The 17011-nt window shown below is 56.4% G+C and carries 13 protein-coding genes; 1 reads left to right on the forward strand and 12 read right to left on the reverse strand.

What is annotated here, in order from left to right:
* Nucleotides 1–37: 37 nt before the first annotated feature.
* The 10 genes from EDI29_RS10795 to EDI29_RS10840 form a co-directional block, all read right to left on the reverse strand.
* Nucleotides 38–1498 carry an AMP nucleosidase gene (locus tag EDI29_RS10795; protein WP_107170289.1) on the reverse strand — a complete coding sequence of 487 codons (1461 nt, stop codon included), beginning with the start codon at nucleotides 1496–1498 and terminating at the stop codon, nucleotides 38–40.
* A gap of 404 nt (nucleotides 1499–1902) precedes the next feature.
* Complete coding sequence (locus EDI29_RS10800; protein ID WP_137740915.1) at nucleotides 1903–3681, reverse strand: ABC transporter permease subunit; 1779 nt, start codon at nucleotides 3679–3681, stop codon at nucleotides 1903–1905.
* Between the two features lie 37 nt (nucleotides 3682–3718).
* Nucleotides 3719–5227, reverse strand: a complete 1509-nt coding sequence (locus EDI29_RS10805; RefSeq protein ID WP_137740916.1) for an ABC transporter substrate-binding protein — start codon at nucleotides 5225–5227, stop codon at nucleotides 3719–3721.
* 10 nt (nucleotides 5228–5237) lie between these two features.
* A complete protein-coding gene (locus EDI29_RS10810) occupies nucleotides 5238–6485 on the reverse strand; it encodes an MDR family MFS transporter (RefSeq protein ID WP_137740917.1) in 1248 nt (415 codons plus the stop codon).
* Nucleotides 6486–6585: 100 nt separating this feature from the next.
* Nucleotides 6586–7404 carry an ABC transporter ATP-binding protein gene (locus EDI29_RS10815; RefSeq protein ID WP_137740918.1) on the reverse strand — a complete coding sequence of 273 codons (819 nt, stop codon included), beginning with the start codon at nucleotides 7402–7404 and terminating at the stop codon, nucleotides 6586–6588.
* Nucleotides 7401–8249 carry an ATP-binding cassette domain-containing protein gene (locus EDI29_RS10820; RefSeq protein WP_193555658.1) on the reverse strand — a complete coding sequence of 283 codons (849 nt, stop codon included), beginning with the start codon at nucleotides 8247–8249 and terminating at the stop codon, nucleotides 7401–7403. Before EDI29_RS10820 ends, EDI29_RS10815 begins: the two co-directional genes overlap by 4 nt.
* 184 nt (nucleotides 8250–8433) lie before the next feature.
* Entirely contained in the window at nucleotides 8434–9378 is a 945-nt protein-coding gene (locus EDI29_RS10825) for an Rpn family recombination-promoting nuclease/putative transposase (protein ID WP_137740919.1), read from the reverse strand.
* A 173-nt stretch (nucleotides 9379–9551) separates the two neighbouring features.
* A complete protein-coding gene (locus tag EDI29_RS10830) occupies nucleotides 9552–11345 on the reverse strand; it encodes an aryl-sulfate sulfotransferase (protein ID WP_137740920.1) in 1794 nt (597 codons plus the stop codon).
* Between the two features lie 16 nt (nucleotides 11346–11361).
* Entirely contained in the window at nucleotides 11362–12171 is an 810-nt protein-coding gene (locus EDI29_RS10835; protein ID WP_137740921.1) for an ABC transporter ATP-binding protein, read from the reverse strand.
* Nucleotides 12168–13745 carry an ABC transporter permease gene (locus EDI29_RS10840; RefSeq protein ID WP_137740922.1) on the reverse strand — a complete coding sequence of 526 codons (1578 nt, stop codon included), beginning with the start codon at nucleotides 13743–13745 and terminating at the stop codon, nucleotides 12168–12170. Before EDI29_RS10840 ends, EDI29_RS10835 begins: the two co-directional genes overlap by 4 nt.
* 237 nt (nucleotides 13746–13982) lie before the next feature.
* On the opposite strand from EDI29_RS10840, the gene EDI29_RS10845 reads away from it, so the two are divergent.
* A complete protein-coding gene (locus tag EDI29_RS10845; RefSeq protein WP_137740923.1) occupies nucleotides 13983–15113 on the forward strand; it encodes an ABC transporter substrate-binding protein in 1131 nt (376 codons plus the stop codon).
* 12 nt (nucleotides 15114–15125) lie between these two features.
* Here EDI29_RS10845 and EDI29_RS10850 read toward each other — a convergent pair whose 3' ends face one another.
* Nucleotides 15126–16064 (reverse strand): LysR family transcriptional regulator, encoded by a 939-nt coding sequence (locus EDI29_RS10850; RefSeq protein WP_137740924.1) that lies wholly within the window; start codon nucleotides 16062–16064, stop codon nucleotides 15126–15128.
* 145 nt (nucleotides 16065–16209) lie between these two features.
* Nucleotides 16210–16968: a CDP-diacylglycerol diphosphatase gene (locus EDI29_RS10855; protein WP_137740925.1), complete on the reverse strand. Its 759-nt coding sequence runs from the start codon at nucleotides 16966–16968 to the stop codon at nucleotides 16210–16212.
* Nucleotides 16969–17011: the final 43 nt, after the last annotated feature.

Below are 17011 nucleotides of genomic sequence, written 5' to 3' on the forward strand. Positions count from 1 at the left end.
CACAAATGCGGCCGCCTGTCCTAATAAAACCATGTAATCAGCGGAACGGTGGCTCGTTAAAGGTGCGTAGCTTACGCGAATGCAGCTTGTCGCTTTCCGCCCGCAGTAGATCGATGGCGCAGATACCAATCTGCAAATGCTCCGAAATCGCCCCTTCATAGAAACGGTTTGCCTGTCCTGGCAGCTTGATCTCACCGTGCAACGGTTTATCCGAGACACACAGCAGCGTACCGTAAGGCACACGGAAGCGATAACCCTGTGCGGCAATCGTCGCGCTTTCCATATCGACTGCGACAGCGCGGCTGAGATTAAACCGCAGTGCGGAAGCGGCATAGCGTAGCTCCCAGTTGCGATCGTCGGTGGTGACCACGGTGCCGGTACGCAGGCGTTGCTTCACTTCTTCCCCCGGCATACCGCTGACCATCTTGGTGGCGTCATACAACGCGCGCTGCACCTCAGCAATACTGGGTATTGGGATATCCGGCGGTAAAACGGCGTCCAGTACATGATCGTCACGCAGATAAGCGTGTGCCAGTACATAATCGCCAATAGACTGACTTTCGCGCAGACCGCCGCAGTGCCCGATCATCAACCAGGCATGGGGACGCATTACCGCGAGATGATCGCAGATGGTTTTCGCATTAGATGGCCCGACACCGATGTTCACCATCGTAATGCCTTTCCCGTGGCGAGGAATCAGATGATAGGCGGGCATCTGGTGGTTTTTCCATGCCAGATCGGATACGGTTTGCTCGGGGTTGGGCGTCTCAGCGGTGATGTAGATACCGCCCGCGCAGGACAATGCCTCATAGGGGCTAGCGGGATCGGCAATCTGCGCACAGGCCCAGCGCACAAACTCATCAACATAACGGGTGTAGTTGGTGAAGAGAATGAATGGCTGAATGTGTTCCACTGGCGTGCCGGTATAGTGACGAAGCCGGGCAAGCGAGAAGTCAGTACGCAGTGCGTCAAAATGCGACAATGGCGACGTGGTGGTGGCATGATACAAGCCATCAGCCGTTTCATCCCCAATCTGTGACAGCTCCGTGGTTGGAAAATGTTTCGCGATGCCCGCGCTCATGGAACGGTCAAGAATCAGATCGGAACCGTCGAGCACGTAGGGGAACGGGATCTCCTGCTGTGATGGGCTGACTTCAATACTGACGTCATAGTCCCCTTCAAGCAGCGCCAGCTGTTCCGCGAGATAAGCGCGCAGAAACGCGGGACGGGTGACGGTGGTAGAATAACTGCCGGGATGGGTAAAACGCCCATAGGCACGATGTCGAGGATGTCCGGTCGATTCACCGTTCCAACTCACGCGCAAGGCGGGGTAGGAAAATAACCCGGCTGCACGCGCGTTGGTATCAGGTAGCGTGCCGTGGGTGATAAAGTCTCCGATGGCGTCGCGCAGCGCCGAGACGGCATCATCATACAGTGCTTCCAGTTTATCCAGAGCCTGAGTGACGGTGAGGCTGATGTGGGATTCGCTGCTATGCATATTCTCTCCTTTAACCACGCTCTATACCCGTCATACTTCAAGCTGCTTGTGCGTTGGCTGCCCTTGTTACTCGGCTCATCCATGAGCCTCGCCCCGTTGGGGCCGCTGCAAGCAGCGTTCAAATCTGCTCCCGGCAGATTTGTCACCCCAGTCACTTACCTGAGTAAGCTCCTCGGGACTCGCGCGGTTGCCGCGTTACAAGGCCATAAATGGGCCTTGCCCTAAAGGGTCAACGCAGAGCGTTGTTCAAACGCTAACGTTTTGTCATGCAACTTGAATTATTTAGGGTATACACATATTCAATTCTGCACTTCGGCAGAGATTAGCTAACAGCGTAACTGAAGATGTACTGACCCGCCATCGTCAAATCTGGCGGGTAAACGCTCATGAAGCGAAGCGTGCGGTTAGTGCTTGTGGCCACCAGAGAGATTCGCTGCGCTCACGGCCAGTATCGACAGCACGCCGAGTGCGGCAGCCGGTGCCAGTACGCCCCAGAAGGCACGTTCGATATACGGCATACCTTCCGCCAATACGCGCCCCCACTCCGGCGTCGGCGGTGACGCGCCCAGACCTAAAAAGCCGAGTGATGCCAGCGCCAGCGCGATGCCCGGTAGCCGCAGCATGGCGTGACGAAAAAGCGGACCAGCCAGCGCGGGCAGAATATAGAACAGACTACGTCGTATCGGGCCCACGCCGAGCATCGGCAACATCCGAATATAAGGGCGCGCATTAATTTCAGCGACCAGCGCTGCTGTGTGGGCAGCGAGTGGAGCCCAACTGACGGCGATGACTGCAATCGCCGCACCTGTGGCCGTTGGGCCATTGACGGCGGCAACCAGCAGCCCGGCGATCACGGGCGGCAGGGCGTTAGTCACTTCGATGGGACCGGTGAACAGACGCGGGAACAGCCCGACCAATAGGCCAATTGTGAGACAGGCCAGCGACACCGCCAGTGCTAACAGACAGGTATTCAGCGTGCCGTGTGCAACGCGTGCGAGTAAATCACGCCCCATAGCGTCTGCGCCAAAGGGCAGCGCGAATGAAGGCGGTTGCAGGCGTAAAAAGGCGGAGGTAACGGGATCGCGCGGCAGACCCGCGAGTAGCAGAAGTGCCAGCAGCATTACGCAGACAATCGGTAGCCAGATGGCATGACGAGACACGAAACTAGCGCGTTCTTCCGGCACTGGCATTGCTCCGCTGCGCAGTGCGCGTCCGAGGATCAGCAGCCGCACACCGCCAGCCGCCATGCCAGCTAGCGAGGCGATAAGGAGTAATATCAGCACGCCGACCTGCAATGCGGGCAGATCCTGCGCGGCAGCGGCCCCCAGCGTTGCGCGTCCCAGACCGGGAATCGCAAACACTTTTTCGACGGCAATCGCACCGCCCGTTAGCGATACCAGTACCAATCCTACCAGCGGCATCACGCTGGGCAGCGTGCGTTTCAGCACCGCCAGCGCGATATGACGGCGGCTCACCCCGGCGACGCTCCAGGTCGTTAACCAATTTTCACTAAAGGTGGCGGAAAGCGCATCGGCAATAATCCGGCCAAGGTAACCGCCTGCCGGAATACCGAGTGCCAGCGACGGCAGCACCGCGTAATGCGCCCCCAGCCAGCCATAGGGTGGAAACCACTGTAGCCAGACGGCACCGACGATCAGCAAAAGCGATGCTAGCAGGAACTCGGGCAGCGCGGTAAAGAAGGCGGCAAACAGACCGCCTGAACGGTGAATATGACCACGAAGCCCCTGCCGAAACGTTGGGACGCACAGCACGGCAGCCAATGTGAAAGCCACCAGCGCTGAAGAGGCCATCAGCGTGAGCGAGACGCCAGCCGACTGCAACATTCCTGGGAGCACAGGTTGACCGGAAACCCAGGAATTACCTGCATCGCCGTGCAACAGGCCAGTCAGCCAGTTCAACAGCAACTGCAACGGGCCTTGATCCAGCCCGAGCGACTGACGAATCGCGTTTAGCGTTTCCGCCGTTGCTTCCTGTTCACCCGAGCGGGCGCGCAGCAATGCCAGCGCCGGGTCTTGGCCGGATAGCCACGGCAGCATACCAATCAGCACCACAATGCCTGCCAGCGTTAGCAGCCGCGAAAATAACGGGATCAGCACGCCATAGCGTGGGCGTTGCGTCTGATTAATGTTGGCACAGGTGCGGCAGTACAGCGATTCGCTCATAGACTCTTCATCTTTCTGGTTACCAGCGCATTACCCGCTATTTCGTCGCAGTAATATGCGTGGCTGAATTGATCAGCGTGCGTTCACGCGGGTCGCGCAGTGCGTCTTTTACCTGTGCGCTTTCACCCTGAATGACGCGTTCATGCAGCATCGGGATCGCAGCATCGCTGGCAAGGATCAGATTTTCTGCCTGCATAATGGCCTGACGGCGAGCTTCTCCGGCAGGAATGGCTGCCGCTTTTTGCAGCGCCTGATCGATTTCCGGACGGCACAACTGAGCGATATTGAACGACCCTTCACAGGCAAAGTCGCTATACAGGTAAGCCACGGGATCGCCGGAGTCTAGCACCGTTGCTCGCGATAAAATAAAGGCATCAAACTTGCCTGCCAGCGCGTCAGACTCAATCTGCGCATACTCACGCACGACTTGCTTTACCGTAAATCCAGCGGCAGTGAGTTGCTGTGCCAGATAGACCGCAACCTCCGGTAGCTCGGCGCGATCGCTGAAAGTGGCTAGCGTGATAGTTGCCCCTGCGGGTGTGCCGGCTTTAACCGGATTCGCCACGGGGCGGCGCAGCTCGGCAGCCCATGGCAGCGCGGGACCTAACAACCCTTGGGCGACATCGGCACGCTTCTCATACACATTATCCACCAATTGTTGGCGGTTGATCGCCTCACGTACGGCAGCTCGCATTGTGGGATCTTGCATTACGCCATGGCGCGTATTCAGATACAGCGTGTTGGTGCGCGGCATCGGGACTTCATGCACCAGTGATTGATCCAGCAGCGGAGCCTGAGAAACCGGAATGGCTTCGACAATATCTGCCGTGCCAGTCCGCAAGGCGGCAGCACGTGCAGCACCATCGGACACAAAGCTGACATCAATACCGCTGGCCTGTGCTTTCTCACCCCAGTAGCCGTCGAACCGATCCAAGACCGCGCTGCTGGTGCCGGTGACGCTACGCAGAGCGAACGGGCCACTTCCGGTGTTGATCGGATTAACGACTCGATTTTTACCGTACGCATGCGTGGAGAGGATCGCCAATTGCGGGCTGGATAAACGCTGTGGCAGTAGTGGGTCTGGTTTCGCCGTGGAAACGATAACGGCGCTATCGCCATCGGCTTTTATTGTTAACTGTACGCCGTCCAGAATACGCGGCTTGGGCGACGCCGTGGACGCCACGGTCAGCGCATTCACTACCGTGGCGGCGTTTAACGTGGTGTTGTCATGAAAATGGACATTCGGACGCAGTTCAAAACGCCAGGATTTATCATCGATCTGCTGCCATTTTGTCGCCAGCGCGGGCTGAGCTTCACCGAGTTTGTCGAGCACCACCAGCGTTTCTGCTGTACTCCAGCGTGACAGTTTAAAGGCGTCATCGCTCAGCGGTGTTAGGCCGGAGCGCGGTGGCTGGAGCATTGCCAGTTTGATTCGACCGTCATGATGTGAAGTAGGATCTTCTTCCGGTTCATTGAAGCAGCCTGAAAGCAGTAGCGTGGCTGATAGCAGGCCGGAAACGGGCCACAGGAGATTACGCATATTCATCAGTCTGTCCTTATTCATTCACGGTTGAGGCGGATTTAAACGGGCGGCAGATAACCATCATGGCTAGCGAGCTGCACAAGGGGACGGCAGCGAGCAGCACCCACGGAATGGCAGCCTGTGGCGATGGTGTCAGTGCACGATCGAGCTGGCTACCGAGTATAAAATTACCGACCAGCACGGCGATGCCGCCCATTGATGCCAGTGCGCCATAGTGCGCACCCAGATTCTGGTTGTTAGCAAAGCGTGGAATAAGATCCATACCAACGGGGACGATTAACATCTGCCCCAGCGTCAGCAGGGTAATTAATGAGATCGCTGGCAGCAGGCGTTGCCAGCCTTCAGGCGGCGTGGTAGAGGCAAATAGCGCCACGCTAAAGAACGACGCGGCCAGCAGTGCGAAACCCAGTGGCAGCATGCGTGCTGCGCCAATCCGGCGGGCAAAACGTGCCAGTGGGAGCTGTAACCCGATCACCAGCAATGAGGCCAGCACAAACAGCGGGCCGAGATCTTTCTCACTGCTGCCAGAGCGATGCAGTTCAACTGGCAGCGCCAGATAAAGCTGGTTGTAGCTGAACAGGTAAGCGCTATAGGCGATGATGAACGCGACAAAGCGCCGTTGGCGAAAGGTCTCCCACCACGGAGCGATGTGCAACTCGTCTTGATTTCGCTGTGTCGGCGGCAGGCTGAAAAACAGGATAATGAGCGCGATAACAAAGACGCCAGCACCGGCTAGCGCCACGCGCTGGAATCCGTACCCGGCCAGCACCGAGCCGAGCAACGGCCCTAGCACGGCACCGAGTTCGCCGCAAATGGCAAACAGGGCGAACCATTCGGAACGGCTACGCTTTCCCTCTTTTTCGCTTTGCGTACCGGCCTGCGCCATCAGCGCTTCAATGGCGGGAGAGAACAGGGCACCACCAACACCCGTCAGGCAGGCGCCGAGGATGATCGGCCACAGCGAGTCGCCTAGCGCCAGCAGTAAATAGCCGCTAATGCGCACCACACAGCCGCACAGGATAATCACGCGTGCGCCGAAGCGGTCCGCCAGTGCGCCGCCGACTAAAAACATGCCCTGCTGAGAAAAGGTGCGTAAGCCAATCACTAGCCCGATAGCCCAGCCGGAAAGCAGCATGTCATCGCGCAGGAAAATAGCCAGAAACGGCACAACGGCATAAAAGCCAATATTGAAAACAAGCTGGCTACCCAGAAGTAGCGGGGGATAAGGCCGTGGAGCGCGGTTGGCGGTAAGGTCTAACATTCAATCATCCGTTATAGAACAAGCCGTGATAAAAATCCCCGCGATGGGGAAATGTGTTATTGACGTGGTATTTTATTGTAAAACGCGTGTTTCCCGTGAGCTAATAGCCTGACGTCGATAGCGCGGGGACGGCCTGCAACAGATGGGCAGTGTGCGCCTGCTGCGGTGAAGCCAGCACTTCTGTCGTGGGGCGATCTTCAATAATACGTCCGCTATCCATAACCAGCATTCTGTCGCACAACCCGGCGAGCATAGAAATGTCGTGCGATACCATCAGCAATCCCATCTTGTTTTGTTCAGTGACTTGTTGCAGGAGGGTTTTGATCTGTTCACGTAACGGTAAATCCAGACCGCTGACGGGTTCATCCGCCAGTAAAAAATCGGGGCGAATAATCAACGCTCGCGCCAGCGCGACGCGCTGCGCCTGCCCACCGGAAAGCTGCCCTGCGGCTTTGTCCAACAGTGTTGTACTGAGTTCGACTTGTTCCATGACATTGCGCAGGCACACTGGCGCATTTTCACCAGGACGCAGGCGCTTTAGCGGCTCAGTGAGGAGATCGGCGACGCGTTGGCGTGGGGCAAGCGAACCTGCCGGGTCTTGCGGAATATATTGAACGCGGCGGCGATACCAAAGTAATGAACGAACCGAACCGGGCTTAATCAGGTTACCGTCACAGTACACCGTACCACTCTCCGGCGCTTCAAGTGCGAGCAGCGTTTTCAGTAATGTAGATTTACCGCAGCCCGAGGCACCAACCAGACCGACACGTTCGTGACGGTGTAAGTGTAGCGACAGGTCGTGAAAAATCGCACTGGCAGGATCGGCCTTTTGCCACGGTAAACGCGACGTCTGGCGATAGCGGCTGACGTGCTCAAGACTTAAAAACGGTGAAGGAACCGCGTGCAGGTGGTGATTCATCCGGCAAGCGCTCCGGTAACGGGTAACACATTGGAGGATAAGATATTGATGGGTAAAACATTGGTTGATAAAACATCGTCAGCGCGACGGGCGGCAGCCACCAAACGACGGGTATAAGGATGCTGTGGTGCATTCAGGAGTTGTAGCATACTGCCGGATTCAACGATCTGACCGTTTTCCATTACCAGACCGCGCTGGCAGAGTTGGGCAGCGACGGCAATATCATGCGTAATAAACAGCAGTGCAGGTGCATCTGGCTGCGCACTACGTTCCTGTAAGACGCGTAATACCTGCTGCTGAGTGATGACATCAAGCGCGGTTGTGGGTTCATCTGCCACCAGTAGCCGGGTTTTGCCAAGCAGCGCGAGGGTAATACAAATACGCTGACGCTGACCGCCGGACAATTCGGCAGGGTAGCGCTGCAATAGGTTGGGAATATCGTCCAGCTTCATGGCTGTCAGAAGCACAGTAAGCTCAGCGGAAGAGGGCGCTTTCAACGCCAGCGAGAGCTGTTTCCCTAACGGCATGAGCGGATTGAGCGCCGTCGCAGAGTCTTGAAAAACGGCAGATACCCGACTGGTATGCGGGCGCGCCAGCGCTTTCAACTGACTGACTTCTTGACCATTTACCTTAATACTGCCGCTAATCTGGCAGCCTGTGGCTGGGGTGCCGATCACGGCTTTAGCGGTGAGGGATTTACCGGAACCCGATGCGCCGAGTAAACAGACTCGTTCGCCTGCGAACAGCGTAAAACTGATATCGCTGACTTTGGTTTCACCACCAATAGACAGGCTCAGGTTCTCTACCTGAAGAATGGCGTCTGTGTGTCTGTTCCAGTTAATCATGGCTAACGTATAGGGTCTGTGTAAATCGATATGTAATAACATAACAAATTACAACGACGTGGTGCAAAGGAAATGTGATCCAGAGCGTATAAATTGGCGCCGCGACGCAGCCTTATCTGACCGCGTCGATGATGAAAAAGAGGGGGAGAATAAATTGTAGGAAGGTTCAGACTATCTTTAGAGCCTACTCATTCGATGAATCAACAAGCTGTGCCAGTTCCGCCGCGCTCAACTGAGTAATCTGACAAACCTGAGCAGGTTCCATGCCGCTAAGCAGGAGCTGACGAGCGATATTTTGAGCACTGGCTTTCATACCTTGCTCTATGCCATGTTGTATTCCCTGTTCCATGCCGCGCTGTATCCCCTGCTGTATGCCTTTTTCAAACCCGATTTTCTCAAGCTGCTGTGCGATGGTCATGATCGCCTCCCGATCCGTTGACAGAGACTGCGCGACGGCCTCAATAAACTCTGCTGGCCTTGAGGTGTTGCCGCTCCGCGCGATGTAAAACAGTATCGCTCTTTTTTGCGGCAGCGGTATCTGCCAGCGCTCAAATAATAGCCCGATATCCTGTGCTAATTCCAGCATATCGCGCGTGCGAATGTGTTTTTGCACCAGCTCCAGCAGCGCCACGCGGCGATGCGTCTTGATGTCCTCATCCGGTATCACCGTTAGGTCAACCAAAGGAAAGGAGGCGTTGTAGAGTTTTTCTGCCTGAATAGCGTCAGCAAAACCGTCGAGCCAGCGTAGCGTATAGGGATAAGGGCTACGCTGGCCGTGATAAAACAGTAAAGGAACGACGAGCGGCAACGTATCGTGACCTTGAGAGAGGTGCTGCTGCATAGCAGCCAGCGCGTAGCGCAGCAGGCGAAACGGCATCAACTTTTCTGGGCGGCTCTGATGTTCAATCACACAATAGATATAACCTTGCCCTGTGGTGGTCTGAATTGAGTACAGCATATCCGATATTCTTGCGCGTAGTTCCTCGTCCACAAAAGAGGCTGATTGCAGTTGCAGCGAGCTGAAATCGCAGATAGTCCTGATTTCTTCTGGCAGATGGATGGCGAAGAAATCCTTTGCGACGGCTGGATCGCTGAGAAACTGTTTAAAAATCGCATCATGCGCGGCCATTCTGTTTTTCCGTCCCTGAATAATCTGTAGGCAATGGTAAAAGAAGCGGATATGGGTAGGGAAGAAGCGCAGAGGACGACTGTGTTGGTATGGAAGGATGTACGCAAGAAAAGTGAGAAATGAAAGCAACGACGCGATCTCACTGGGCGCGAGATCGCGTTAAGGTGTGAGGGTTAGCTCTGTTGCGTGGTCAGCCATTGGCGCAGGCGTTCGGGTTGCTGTGCGCCGCTCAGGCGAGCACGTTCTTCACCGTTTTCAAGCCATATCAGGGTTGGTAGCGTTCTGACCGCCAGTTTCTCCGCCAGCGTAATGTGATGATCGGCATCCAGATAATGGCTCGACAACTGGCGGTATTCCTCGCTATCCAGAATCGTTTCCAACTGGCGGTAGAGGCTCTTACAGTGGACGCAGCGCTCGGCACCGACCAGCAGTAGCTGTGGATCAACCTGTGCTGCCAGTTCTGGCCAGCCGTCGGCGGTGAGTGGCGCAAAACGCTCACGGTTGACGGCGAAGAGCTTCGGGCTGCGCTTGAGATCTTCGCTGTCGGTCGCGACACACAGGGCATCGCCGCTCTTTTTATAAGGGCGCGTACCGTCAATACGAATCACGCTGGCGAAGCCGGGCGCGGCGGCTCCGGGTTGGCGTAGTTGAGTATTATCAGGGGCGATCACCGGCGTTTCCTGTGGGCGAGGCAACTGCGGCACCCACTCATAGGGGACGCGGTAGGCGCGATACAGCATGTTGGTGTTCACCGTCTTGCCCCAATAGGGGGAAATAAACTCCCAGACAATTTCATGATCGGCGGTGACTTCAAACAACCGACCGTTGGCCCCTTCGTTAATCAGCGTATTGCCGTTCGGCAGGCGCTGGATATTACTGATGTACGGGCTGTAAAAACGGAAGGCGTCGGTCGGGTGGGGAATGCCGGCTTCATAAGGCGAATAGCGCCAGACAATATCCAGCGTGACTGGGTTGATTTCCAGCACGCGGGAATGGTCACGCCAGGCGTTTTTCACCCCATCGGGGGATGCCGGGTTGGGGGCACCGTAGCCTGCCCAGCCGCCGTTATCAAACACCAGAATATTGCCCGCACCCGGTAAACCTGCGGGGATCATATGCGCGTGGTGCTGGCCGATAATCCAGCCGATGTGTTTGAGCTCAGGCGTGTTGTAGTTGGGGCCAAGCTGCCAGACGATGTTGCCGCTCTGTTTGTCGATGATGGCAATGATGTTGGATTCGCGCGCGTCCCAGATGATGTTATCGGGGTGGAAACGGGTATCGCCCTGATCGAACCACGGATTGGGGCCGAGTGCCGACATGGAGTTGATATGCATCCAGTCGCCCATCCCGCCGCCGCTTTTGCGCAGGTTAGGATTGTTGTACAGCGCGGTTTTTGCGTCGTCGTCAAAGCCCAGTTCATCAAAATGGTCGCTGCACCGCCATTCCCATAAAATGTTGCCCTCCCAGTCCACTTCGATGATGGTGTCGTCGAGCAGCAATTTGTCGCTGATGCGTTCATTGTGCAGATTGGTGTGCGCCAGCAGTAGCGTGTTGCCACCAATCGACTGCGGTTCTTGCCCCGGCGCGTAATAGCCGACCGGGTTGCCGCTGCGCTGGTAGTCATGATGGACGCGCGCCATCCATTCGGGCGGAAGGTCGGGATCGGTTATGTGTTCATACCCATTGAATTTCCAGACGACGTTGCCGTCCCAGTCCACCTGAATCAGGTCGACCATGTCTTGCATGCCGTAGCGCGAATCACGTTCGCCGCTGTGTCCGAGGATGTAGCCGCCGGGCAGAATTTTGTTGGGGAAGCCGTGCAGACCTTCCCATAGGCGCAGTTCGGTGCCGTTCATATCCACCAGTACCGCGCCGCGCTCCAGCGCCTGAAAGACGGTGTAGCCGCCCCAGGCTTTTTCCGGGTTGTAAATCGTTGTGCCGGTTGGGTAGACGGATGGGTGTCCCATGATGGTGCTCCAGTATTTACGTGTTCAGAGAAGAGGAGAGGGTCGCCGTATCGGCTGGCTGTGTCAGCAGTGCGAGCAGATCGCTACACTGCTGGTGAAAGTCTCGGCTGTCACGCTGGCGCGGATGCGGCAGCGAAATGGTTGCAATCTGGCGGATACGCCCTGGGCGCGGTGCCAGTACAACAACGCGGTCGGCGAGGTAGACGGCTTCTTCGACATCGTGCGTCACCAGCAGCGTGGTGGTGCCTTCCGCCTGATGAATACGACGCAACTCCTGCTGCATCTGCTGGCGAGTCAGGGCATCTAATGCACCAAAAGGTTCATCCAGCATTAGGATGCGGGGATTGGCGACGAGCCCGCGCGCGATGGCGACACGCTGCGCCATACCGCCGGAAAGTTGGGCGGGCAGGGCATCGGCAAAATCCTGCAAATGCACTAACTGAATAAAGTGGTCGATCAGGCGTTTTCGCTCTTTTTCGCTGATTGATTCATTAGCCAGCCCAAGTGCGATGTTTTGCCGCACGGTCAACCAGGGAAACAGGCGCGGTTCCTGAAACACCATGCCGCGCTCGCGTCCGATACCACGCACGGTTTTTCCTTCAACCAGCACGCGCCCCTGATAGTCGTTGTCTAATCCGACCAACATGCGCAGCAGTGTGGATTTTCCGCAGCCGCTGCTGCCGACAATCGCCACCAGTTCACCGCTGTGAATCGACAGTGAAAAATCATCGATTACCGTCAGCGGTTCGCCTTGTACACGAAACTGTTTACGTAGATGGTCGAATTGCACCACTGGCGGCGACACATCAAGGGAAGGGGACGTCATACGATTTCTCCTGCGGAACGCCAGCGCGTCATCCGCTGTTCCAGACTGAGTCCGACGCGATCGAGCACCGCGCCTGTTAATCCAATCAGCAGCATACCGCTGATAATCAAAGGCATATCCAGCAACTGTTGAGCATTAATCATCAGGCTGCCGATCCCGGTGCCGGATGACATGAAATATTCTGCACCGATGGTGCCAAGCCAGGCATAAATCAGCGACAGGCGTAAACCCGCGAAGATCGCAGGCGCGGCGCCCGGCAAGATCAATACTCGCAGGCGGGTCGATAAACGGAGTTGCAACACCTGCGCGACCTCTTGTAAGGCTTGTGAACGTTGGCGGATGCCGCGATGGCTGGCCACCAGCATAGGAAAGAAGGAGGCGAGTGCGACAAACGTGATTTTTCCGGTTTCATCGTTACCGACCCAAGCGGTCAGCAGCGGTAGCCAGGCAAACAGCGCAATTTGGCGCAGCGTCGCGACCGTCGGTGTAAAGAGGGCGTCGCTGGTGGCATTCAGCCCCAGCAGCACGCCGCATATGAGGCCCGCGACAATGCCGCCTATCGCACCGGCCAGCGCACGAGTCAGGCTGGCCTGCATCGCCTCGGTAGGCGAACCGTCGCGAATGCCTTGTAGCAGCATGTGCCACACGTCGGCGGGCGGAGGAAGCAAGAGCGGATCGATCCAGCCAAAGCGGCCGGCCTGCTGCCAGAACAGCAGAAGCAGAAAGGGTAAAACCAGCGCCGATAGGCGGCGAGACGGTGCCGTGGTTAAGCGGCTGAGCGGCGGGTGTGGCCAGAAGACCAGACGGCGATCCAACTGATTGATCGCCCATTCCATCGTCAGTCCTGCCAGCCCGATGGTGGCGATGCAGACAAACACGATGTCTAGCTGAAACAACTGACGACCCCATACCAGTAAGTAGCCAATCCCCTGAGATGACGCCAGAAGTTCGACCACGATCAGCGACACCCACGCCTGCGAGAGTGCAAGCCGCAATCCAGTGAGCCAGGTCGGGAACGCCGCGGGCAGGGTTAATTTGATGAGGCGCTGATGCCACGGTAGGCGCAGCGTACGTGCGACTTCCTGTAGCGCATGCGGCACATTACGCACGCCCGTTTGCGTATGCAGCGTCACGGGAATAATGACAGCCTTGATAATAACCGCCAGCTTCAGGCCGTCATCAATACCGAATAGCACCATAAACAGGGGTATCCACCCTAGCGTTGGGATCTGCGCCAGCACGTATACCGTTGGGTGCAGCAGGTGTTCGGCGCGCCGTGATGCCCCCATCAGCCCGCCAAGTAAGGTTCCTGAGAGTAAACCGGCCAGCAGGCCGCTCGCTAAGCGTTGCAGACTGATAAAGAGCTGTGGCAGGAGATCGTTGTGCCAAAGCTCGACGGCGGTGTTAGCGACAATATGGGGGGCAGGGAGAATCTGGGGGGGCATCCAGCCGTAGTGGGTACTGATATACCACAGTGCCAGCAATGCCAGCGGAACGACGAGCGGATAGGCCAGCGCTATCGGCAGCGAAGGCCAGACGATCACGGTTTTTTTCAGCACTATCGACTTATTCATTTTATTCCACGAAAGCATCACTGTTGGATGAATAGGGAATAAAAAACAGGTTTCGGCGTTGAACGCCAATGCAATAAAGCGATGGTCGCCGTGCAATAAATGCATATGCGTAGCTCAAGCCCGCCAGCCCTGATTTATGCTTTTTTCCGCTGAACAAACCTGTAAATGTTATTTAAGCCTGACACCAACGGTTCGCTAGTTTCATGGCAGATAAAACGGATTACTGAGGAACACCGTATGCAGTACGCTACCCCTTTAGATTTGAAGGCTCCCCATTCTCGCTGGCGGCAGGGAATGAATAAGATGCTAGCTATTACGCTACTGATGAGCGCCACGCTTGTTTCTACGGCGCAGGCGAACGAGAGCGTAGCGTCGGATGCGCAGAATCCGACGGAAATTCGTATCGGTTTGCCAGACCAAAGCGCGGGGAGCAAGCCCTTTATCCGCGGGCCGCTGGGGCTGGCGCATATTCAAAAACAGTTGGAAAAGGAATTTGAGCCGCAGGGCATCAACATTCAGTGGTCGTTCTTTAAAGGCGCGGGGCCAGCGGTGAACGAGGCGTTGGCAAACAAGCAGTTGGACGTGGTGTATCTGGGCGATCTCGCCGCCATTATTGGCCGTGCAGGGGGGCTGCCGACGCGGGTGCTGGTGGGATCGCGCGGTTCGAATTCCTATCTGGCGGCGACGCCGGAATCGGGTATTCAGCGTATTGAGGATTTACGCGGCAAGCGGATTGCAGTCTACAAAGGAACGGCCGATCAGCTGTCATTTGAACGCGCAATTAAAAGTGTCGGGCTGAACGAGCGTGATGTGCGAGTCATCAATCTGGATTGGACGGCGGGCAAAGCCGCACTGGCGGCCAGACGTGTGGATGCGGTGTGGGGCGGTGTCTCTTTGCTGGCGCTGCGTAAGCAGGGCATCAATATTGTCACGACCAGTCGGGCGCTGGGCTGGGAGAATACCACGCAGGCTGCGGTACTGGCGACGCAGGATTTTATCGATCGCTATCCAGGCACGACGCAGCAACTGGTGAATGTACTGGTGGATAATGCGCAATGGATCGGCGATGCGCAGCACCTACCGGAATACACGGCGCTGATGTCCGAACAGAGCCAGATACCGCAAGCAATCTTTCAGGAAGAACTGAAAGCGGAAGATCTCCCCTTCCAAAGCTCGCCGCGCCTCGACCCGTTCCTGCTCAGCAGCTTGCAGGACAGTATCGAGCGGGCGAAAGCGGCAGGGCTGATTCGCAACACGTTTTCAGCCAGCGATTGGTTTGCCGGCGAGTTTGCCGCTCGGGCATTGAAGGCCAAGGGGCTGGAGTCAAACTGGCCGGTGTATGACGCCAGCGGTCATCCGACAAAATAATCATGAAGGCGCTCACAGCGTCGGCAGTGACGGAACGGGTGAGCGCAGCCTATCTTGCGCCAGTAGGGTTTCAATCATCAGTTCGGCTAGCGGGGGCAGCGTTCTTTGCAAACAGGTGACAATCCCGAATCGGGTTTGCATGTTTCCCCATTCCGGTGGTGTGCCCGTTAGCGGAATTTCTACCAACTGATGGCTTAATCGTCCTAGCGCAAAGCCATCCTCGCTGGCGAAGCTGATGGCCTGTGTGTGCCGTAGGATGCTGAAGACAGAATAGATATGGTCACACTGAATTTGCGGCCGGTAGTCGGGCTGACGCGTCAGGGCGGCCAGAATTTTGCGCATGCCGACAGGCATAAAAGGAGAGGCGAGCGGAAAGCGTAAGAGGTCGTCCGGCGTCACGTTTTCCTGCTGAGCCAGCGGATGCGAGGAGTGACAGATAAAGAAACAACGCTGCGGGCTTAATGGTTGCACGTGGAGGCCGGTTTCCATTTCAGCCTGCCAGGTATCCGCGACAATAAAAGGCCACTCGTCGGCCAGCAGACGCTCTCGCAGGGATTGCCAATTATCCACGCTGTAAGTGACCTTGGCACGCGGCCGTAGTGCATGGAAATGTGCGACCGCTTTGGGGATCAGCGTGGTAGACGGTGCGGGACCACAGCCAAACGTCAGTTCACCTTCCTGCGCCTCGCTGATCTGCCGCATGTCGGTCATCAGTTCCCAGGACAACTCCTGCATACGCCGCGCAAACGGCAGCAGCGTATTGCCTTGCCACGTCAGTGCAAAGCGTCGGCTCTGGCGATCGATAAGCGGATGTCCCACCGTTTGTTCCAACGCCTGAATGCTGCGGCTGAACGCTGATTGTGACAGACAGACCGCTTCTGCGGCCTGTACGAAACTCCCCTGTTCGGCCAGTGCAAGAAAATTGCGTAATTGCCGTAAATCCAGATGCATGTTGCAGCTACCTACCCTATCGATTTTCCCCACTTTTTAGGCGGAGGTCGGATAGCAATGCAATGAACAAAACGTTATAAGTTATAGCGAATTGATTACGCTGGGACCCCAGCGCGCGCAGGCCGCTGTCTGGCGCGATCAGCGGCTATTTCGCCAGCGCACAGGAAAAATCCTGAATTTCCTCGACGGAACCGAGGCTCATATTGAATACGTCCAACCTGCTGGCGAGCAGCACCTTTTCGCCCGTCGGCATGGAGACCATCGCAAGGCCGTATTTGCCGATAGATTCATTCTGCCGCTGTGCGTAGCGATCGAGCGTTTTGAACGGATCGCTTTGCGTCAGTTCGTTCGTCGCGATCGTTTTTGCCAAATAGACGTGCCCGTTAATTTTTACGGGTAGTGGTTTCCAGTCGGCAGAGATCATGGGGAACTGCTGATTCAGCGTTTGATAAACCTCTGGGCGCAGACAGGCTATGTGGATATGCAGTTGGTTTTGTGTGCGACCATAGCGCGAGTTAATTGCCAACGAGAGATAACCATCTTTGATCGGTTTGCCGGCCTCGCGTGAAAGGTGACCACGGCGATCCCACGCCAGCATGAAAAAATTAGGTGTGTTTTGCTGTAAGAGTTCAGGACTCTCGATGCCACTGACTTTATCGGTTGGGAGTAACAGATCGTGATAGGGGCCGTTTCTGTCATCAAAAAGCACATAGCCGTCCGCCAGATTGACCTCCAGACAGGGGGCTGGATTGCCGCTGTGCTGCTGGTTTGGTACGCACTGTTCGCTGACGATTTCCCACAGCGCATTGCTGTTTCCCCGGACAACCTTCCACCCTATTGCTGTGGCTGCCGTGAGTAAAATGATGGCAGAAACCGTGAAGAGCAGGGTCGTGTTGCGTTTCATGGCGAATCTCCGGTTGGCGCAAAATATCAGGGTAAACGGAGCA

It is taken from the genome of Pectobacterium polonicum, assembly GCF_005497185.1.
GTDB lineage: Bacteria > Pseudomonadota > Gammaproteobacteria > Enterobacterales > Enterobacteriaceae > Pectobacterium > Pectobacterium polonicum.

Excerpts from the sequence above, each read along its gene's own strand:
- EDI29_RS10805 (WP_137740916.1), bottom strand. The coding sequence starts at position 5,227 with ATGAATATGCGTAATCTCCTGTGGCCCGTTTCCGGCCTGCTATCAGCC.
- EDI29_RS10825 (WP_137740919.1), bottom strand. The coding sequence starts at position 9,378 with ATGGCCGCGCATGATGCGATTTTTAAACAGTTTCTCAGCGATCCAGCC.
- EDI29_RS10830 (WP_137740920.1), bottom strand. The coding sequence starts at position 11,345 with ATGGGACACCCATCCGTCTACCCAACCGGCACAACGATTTACAACCCG.
- EDI29_RS10815 (WP_137740918.1), bottom strand. The coding sequence starts at position 7,404 with ATGAATCACCACCTGCACGCGGTTCCTTCACCGTTTTTAAGTCTTGAG.
- EDI29_RS10800 (WP_137740915.1), bottom strand. The coding sequence starts at position 3,681 with ATGAGCGAATCGCTGTACTGCCGCACCTGTGCCAACATTAATCAGACG.
- EDI29_RS10840 (WP_137740922.1), bottom strand. The coding sequence starts at position 13,745 with ATGAATAAGTCGATAGTGCTGAAAAAAACCGTGATCGTCTGGCCTTCG.
- EDI29_RS10845 (WP_137740923.1), top strand. The coding sequence starts at position 13,983 with ATGCAGTACGCTACCCCTTTAGATTTGAAGGCTCCCCATTCTCGCTGG.
- EDI29_RS10855 (WP_137740925.1), bottom strand. The coding sequence starts at position 16,968 with ATGAAACGCAACACGACCCTGCTCTTCACGGTTTCTGCCATCATTTTA.
- EDI29_RS10850 (WP_137740924.1), bottom strand. The coding sequence starts at position 16,064 with ATGCATCTGGATTTACGGCAATTACGCAATTTTCTTGCACTGGCCGAA.
- EDI29_RS10820 (WP_193555658.1), bottom strand. The coding sequence starts at position 8,249 with ATGATTAACTGGAACAGACACACAGACGCCATTCTTCAGGTAGAGAAC.
- EDI29_RS10795 (WP_107170289.1), bottom strand. The coding sequence starts at position 1,498 with ATGCATAGCAGCGAATCCCACATCAGCCTCACCGTCACTCAGGCTCTG.
- EDI29_RS10810 (WP_137740917.1), bottom strand. The coding sequence starts at position 6,485 with ATGTTAGACCTTACCGCCAACCGCGCTCCACGGCCTTATCCCCCGCTA.
- EDI29_RS10835 (WP_137740921.1), bottom strand. The coding sequence starts at position 12,171 with ATGACGTCCCCTTCCCTTGATGTGTCGCCGCCAGTGGTGCAATTCGAC.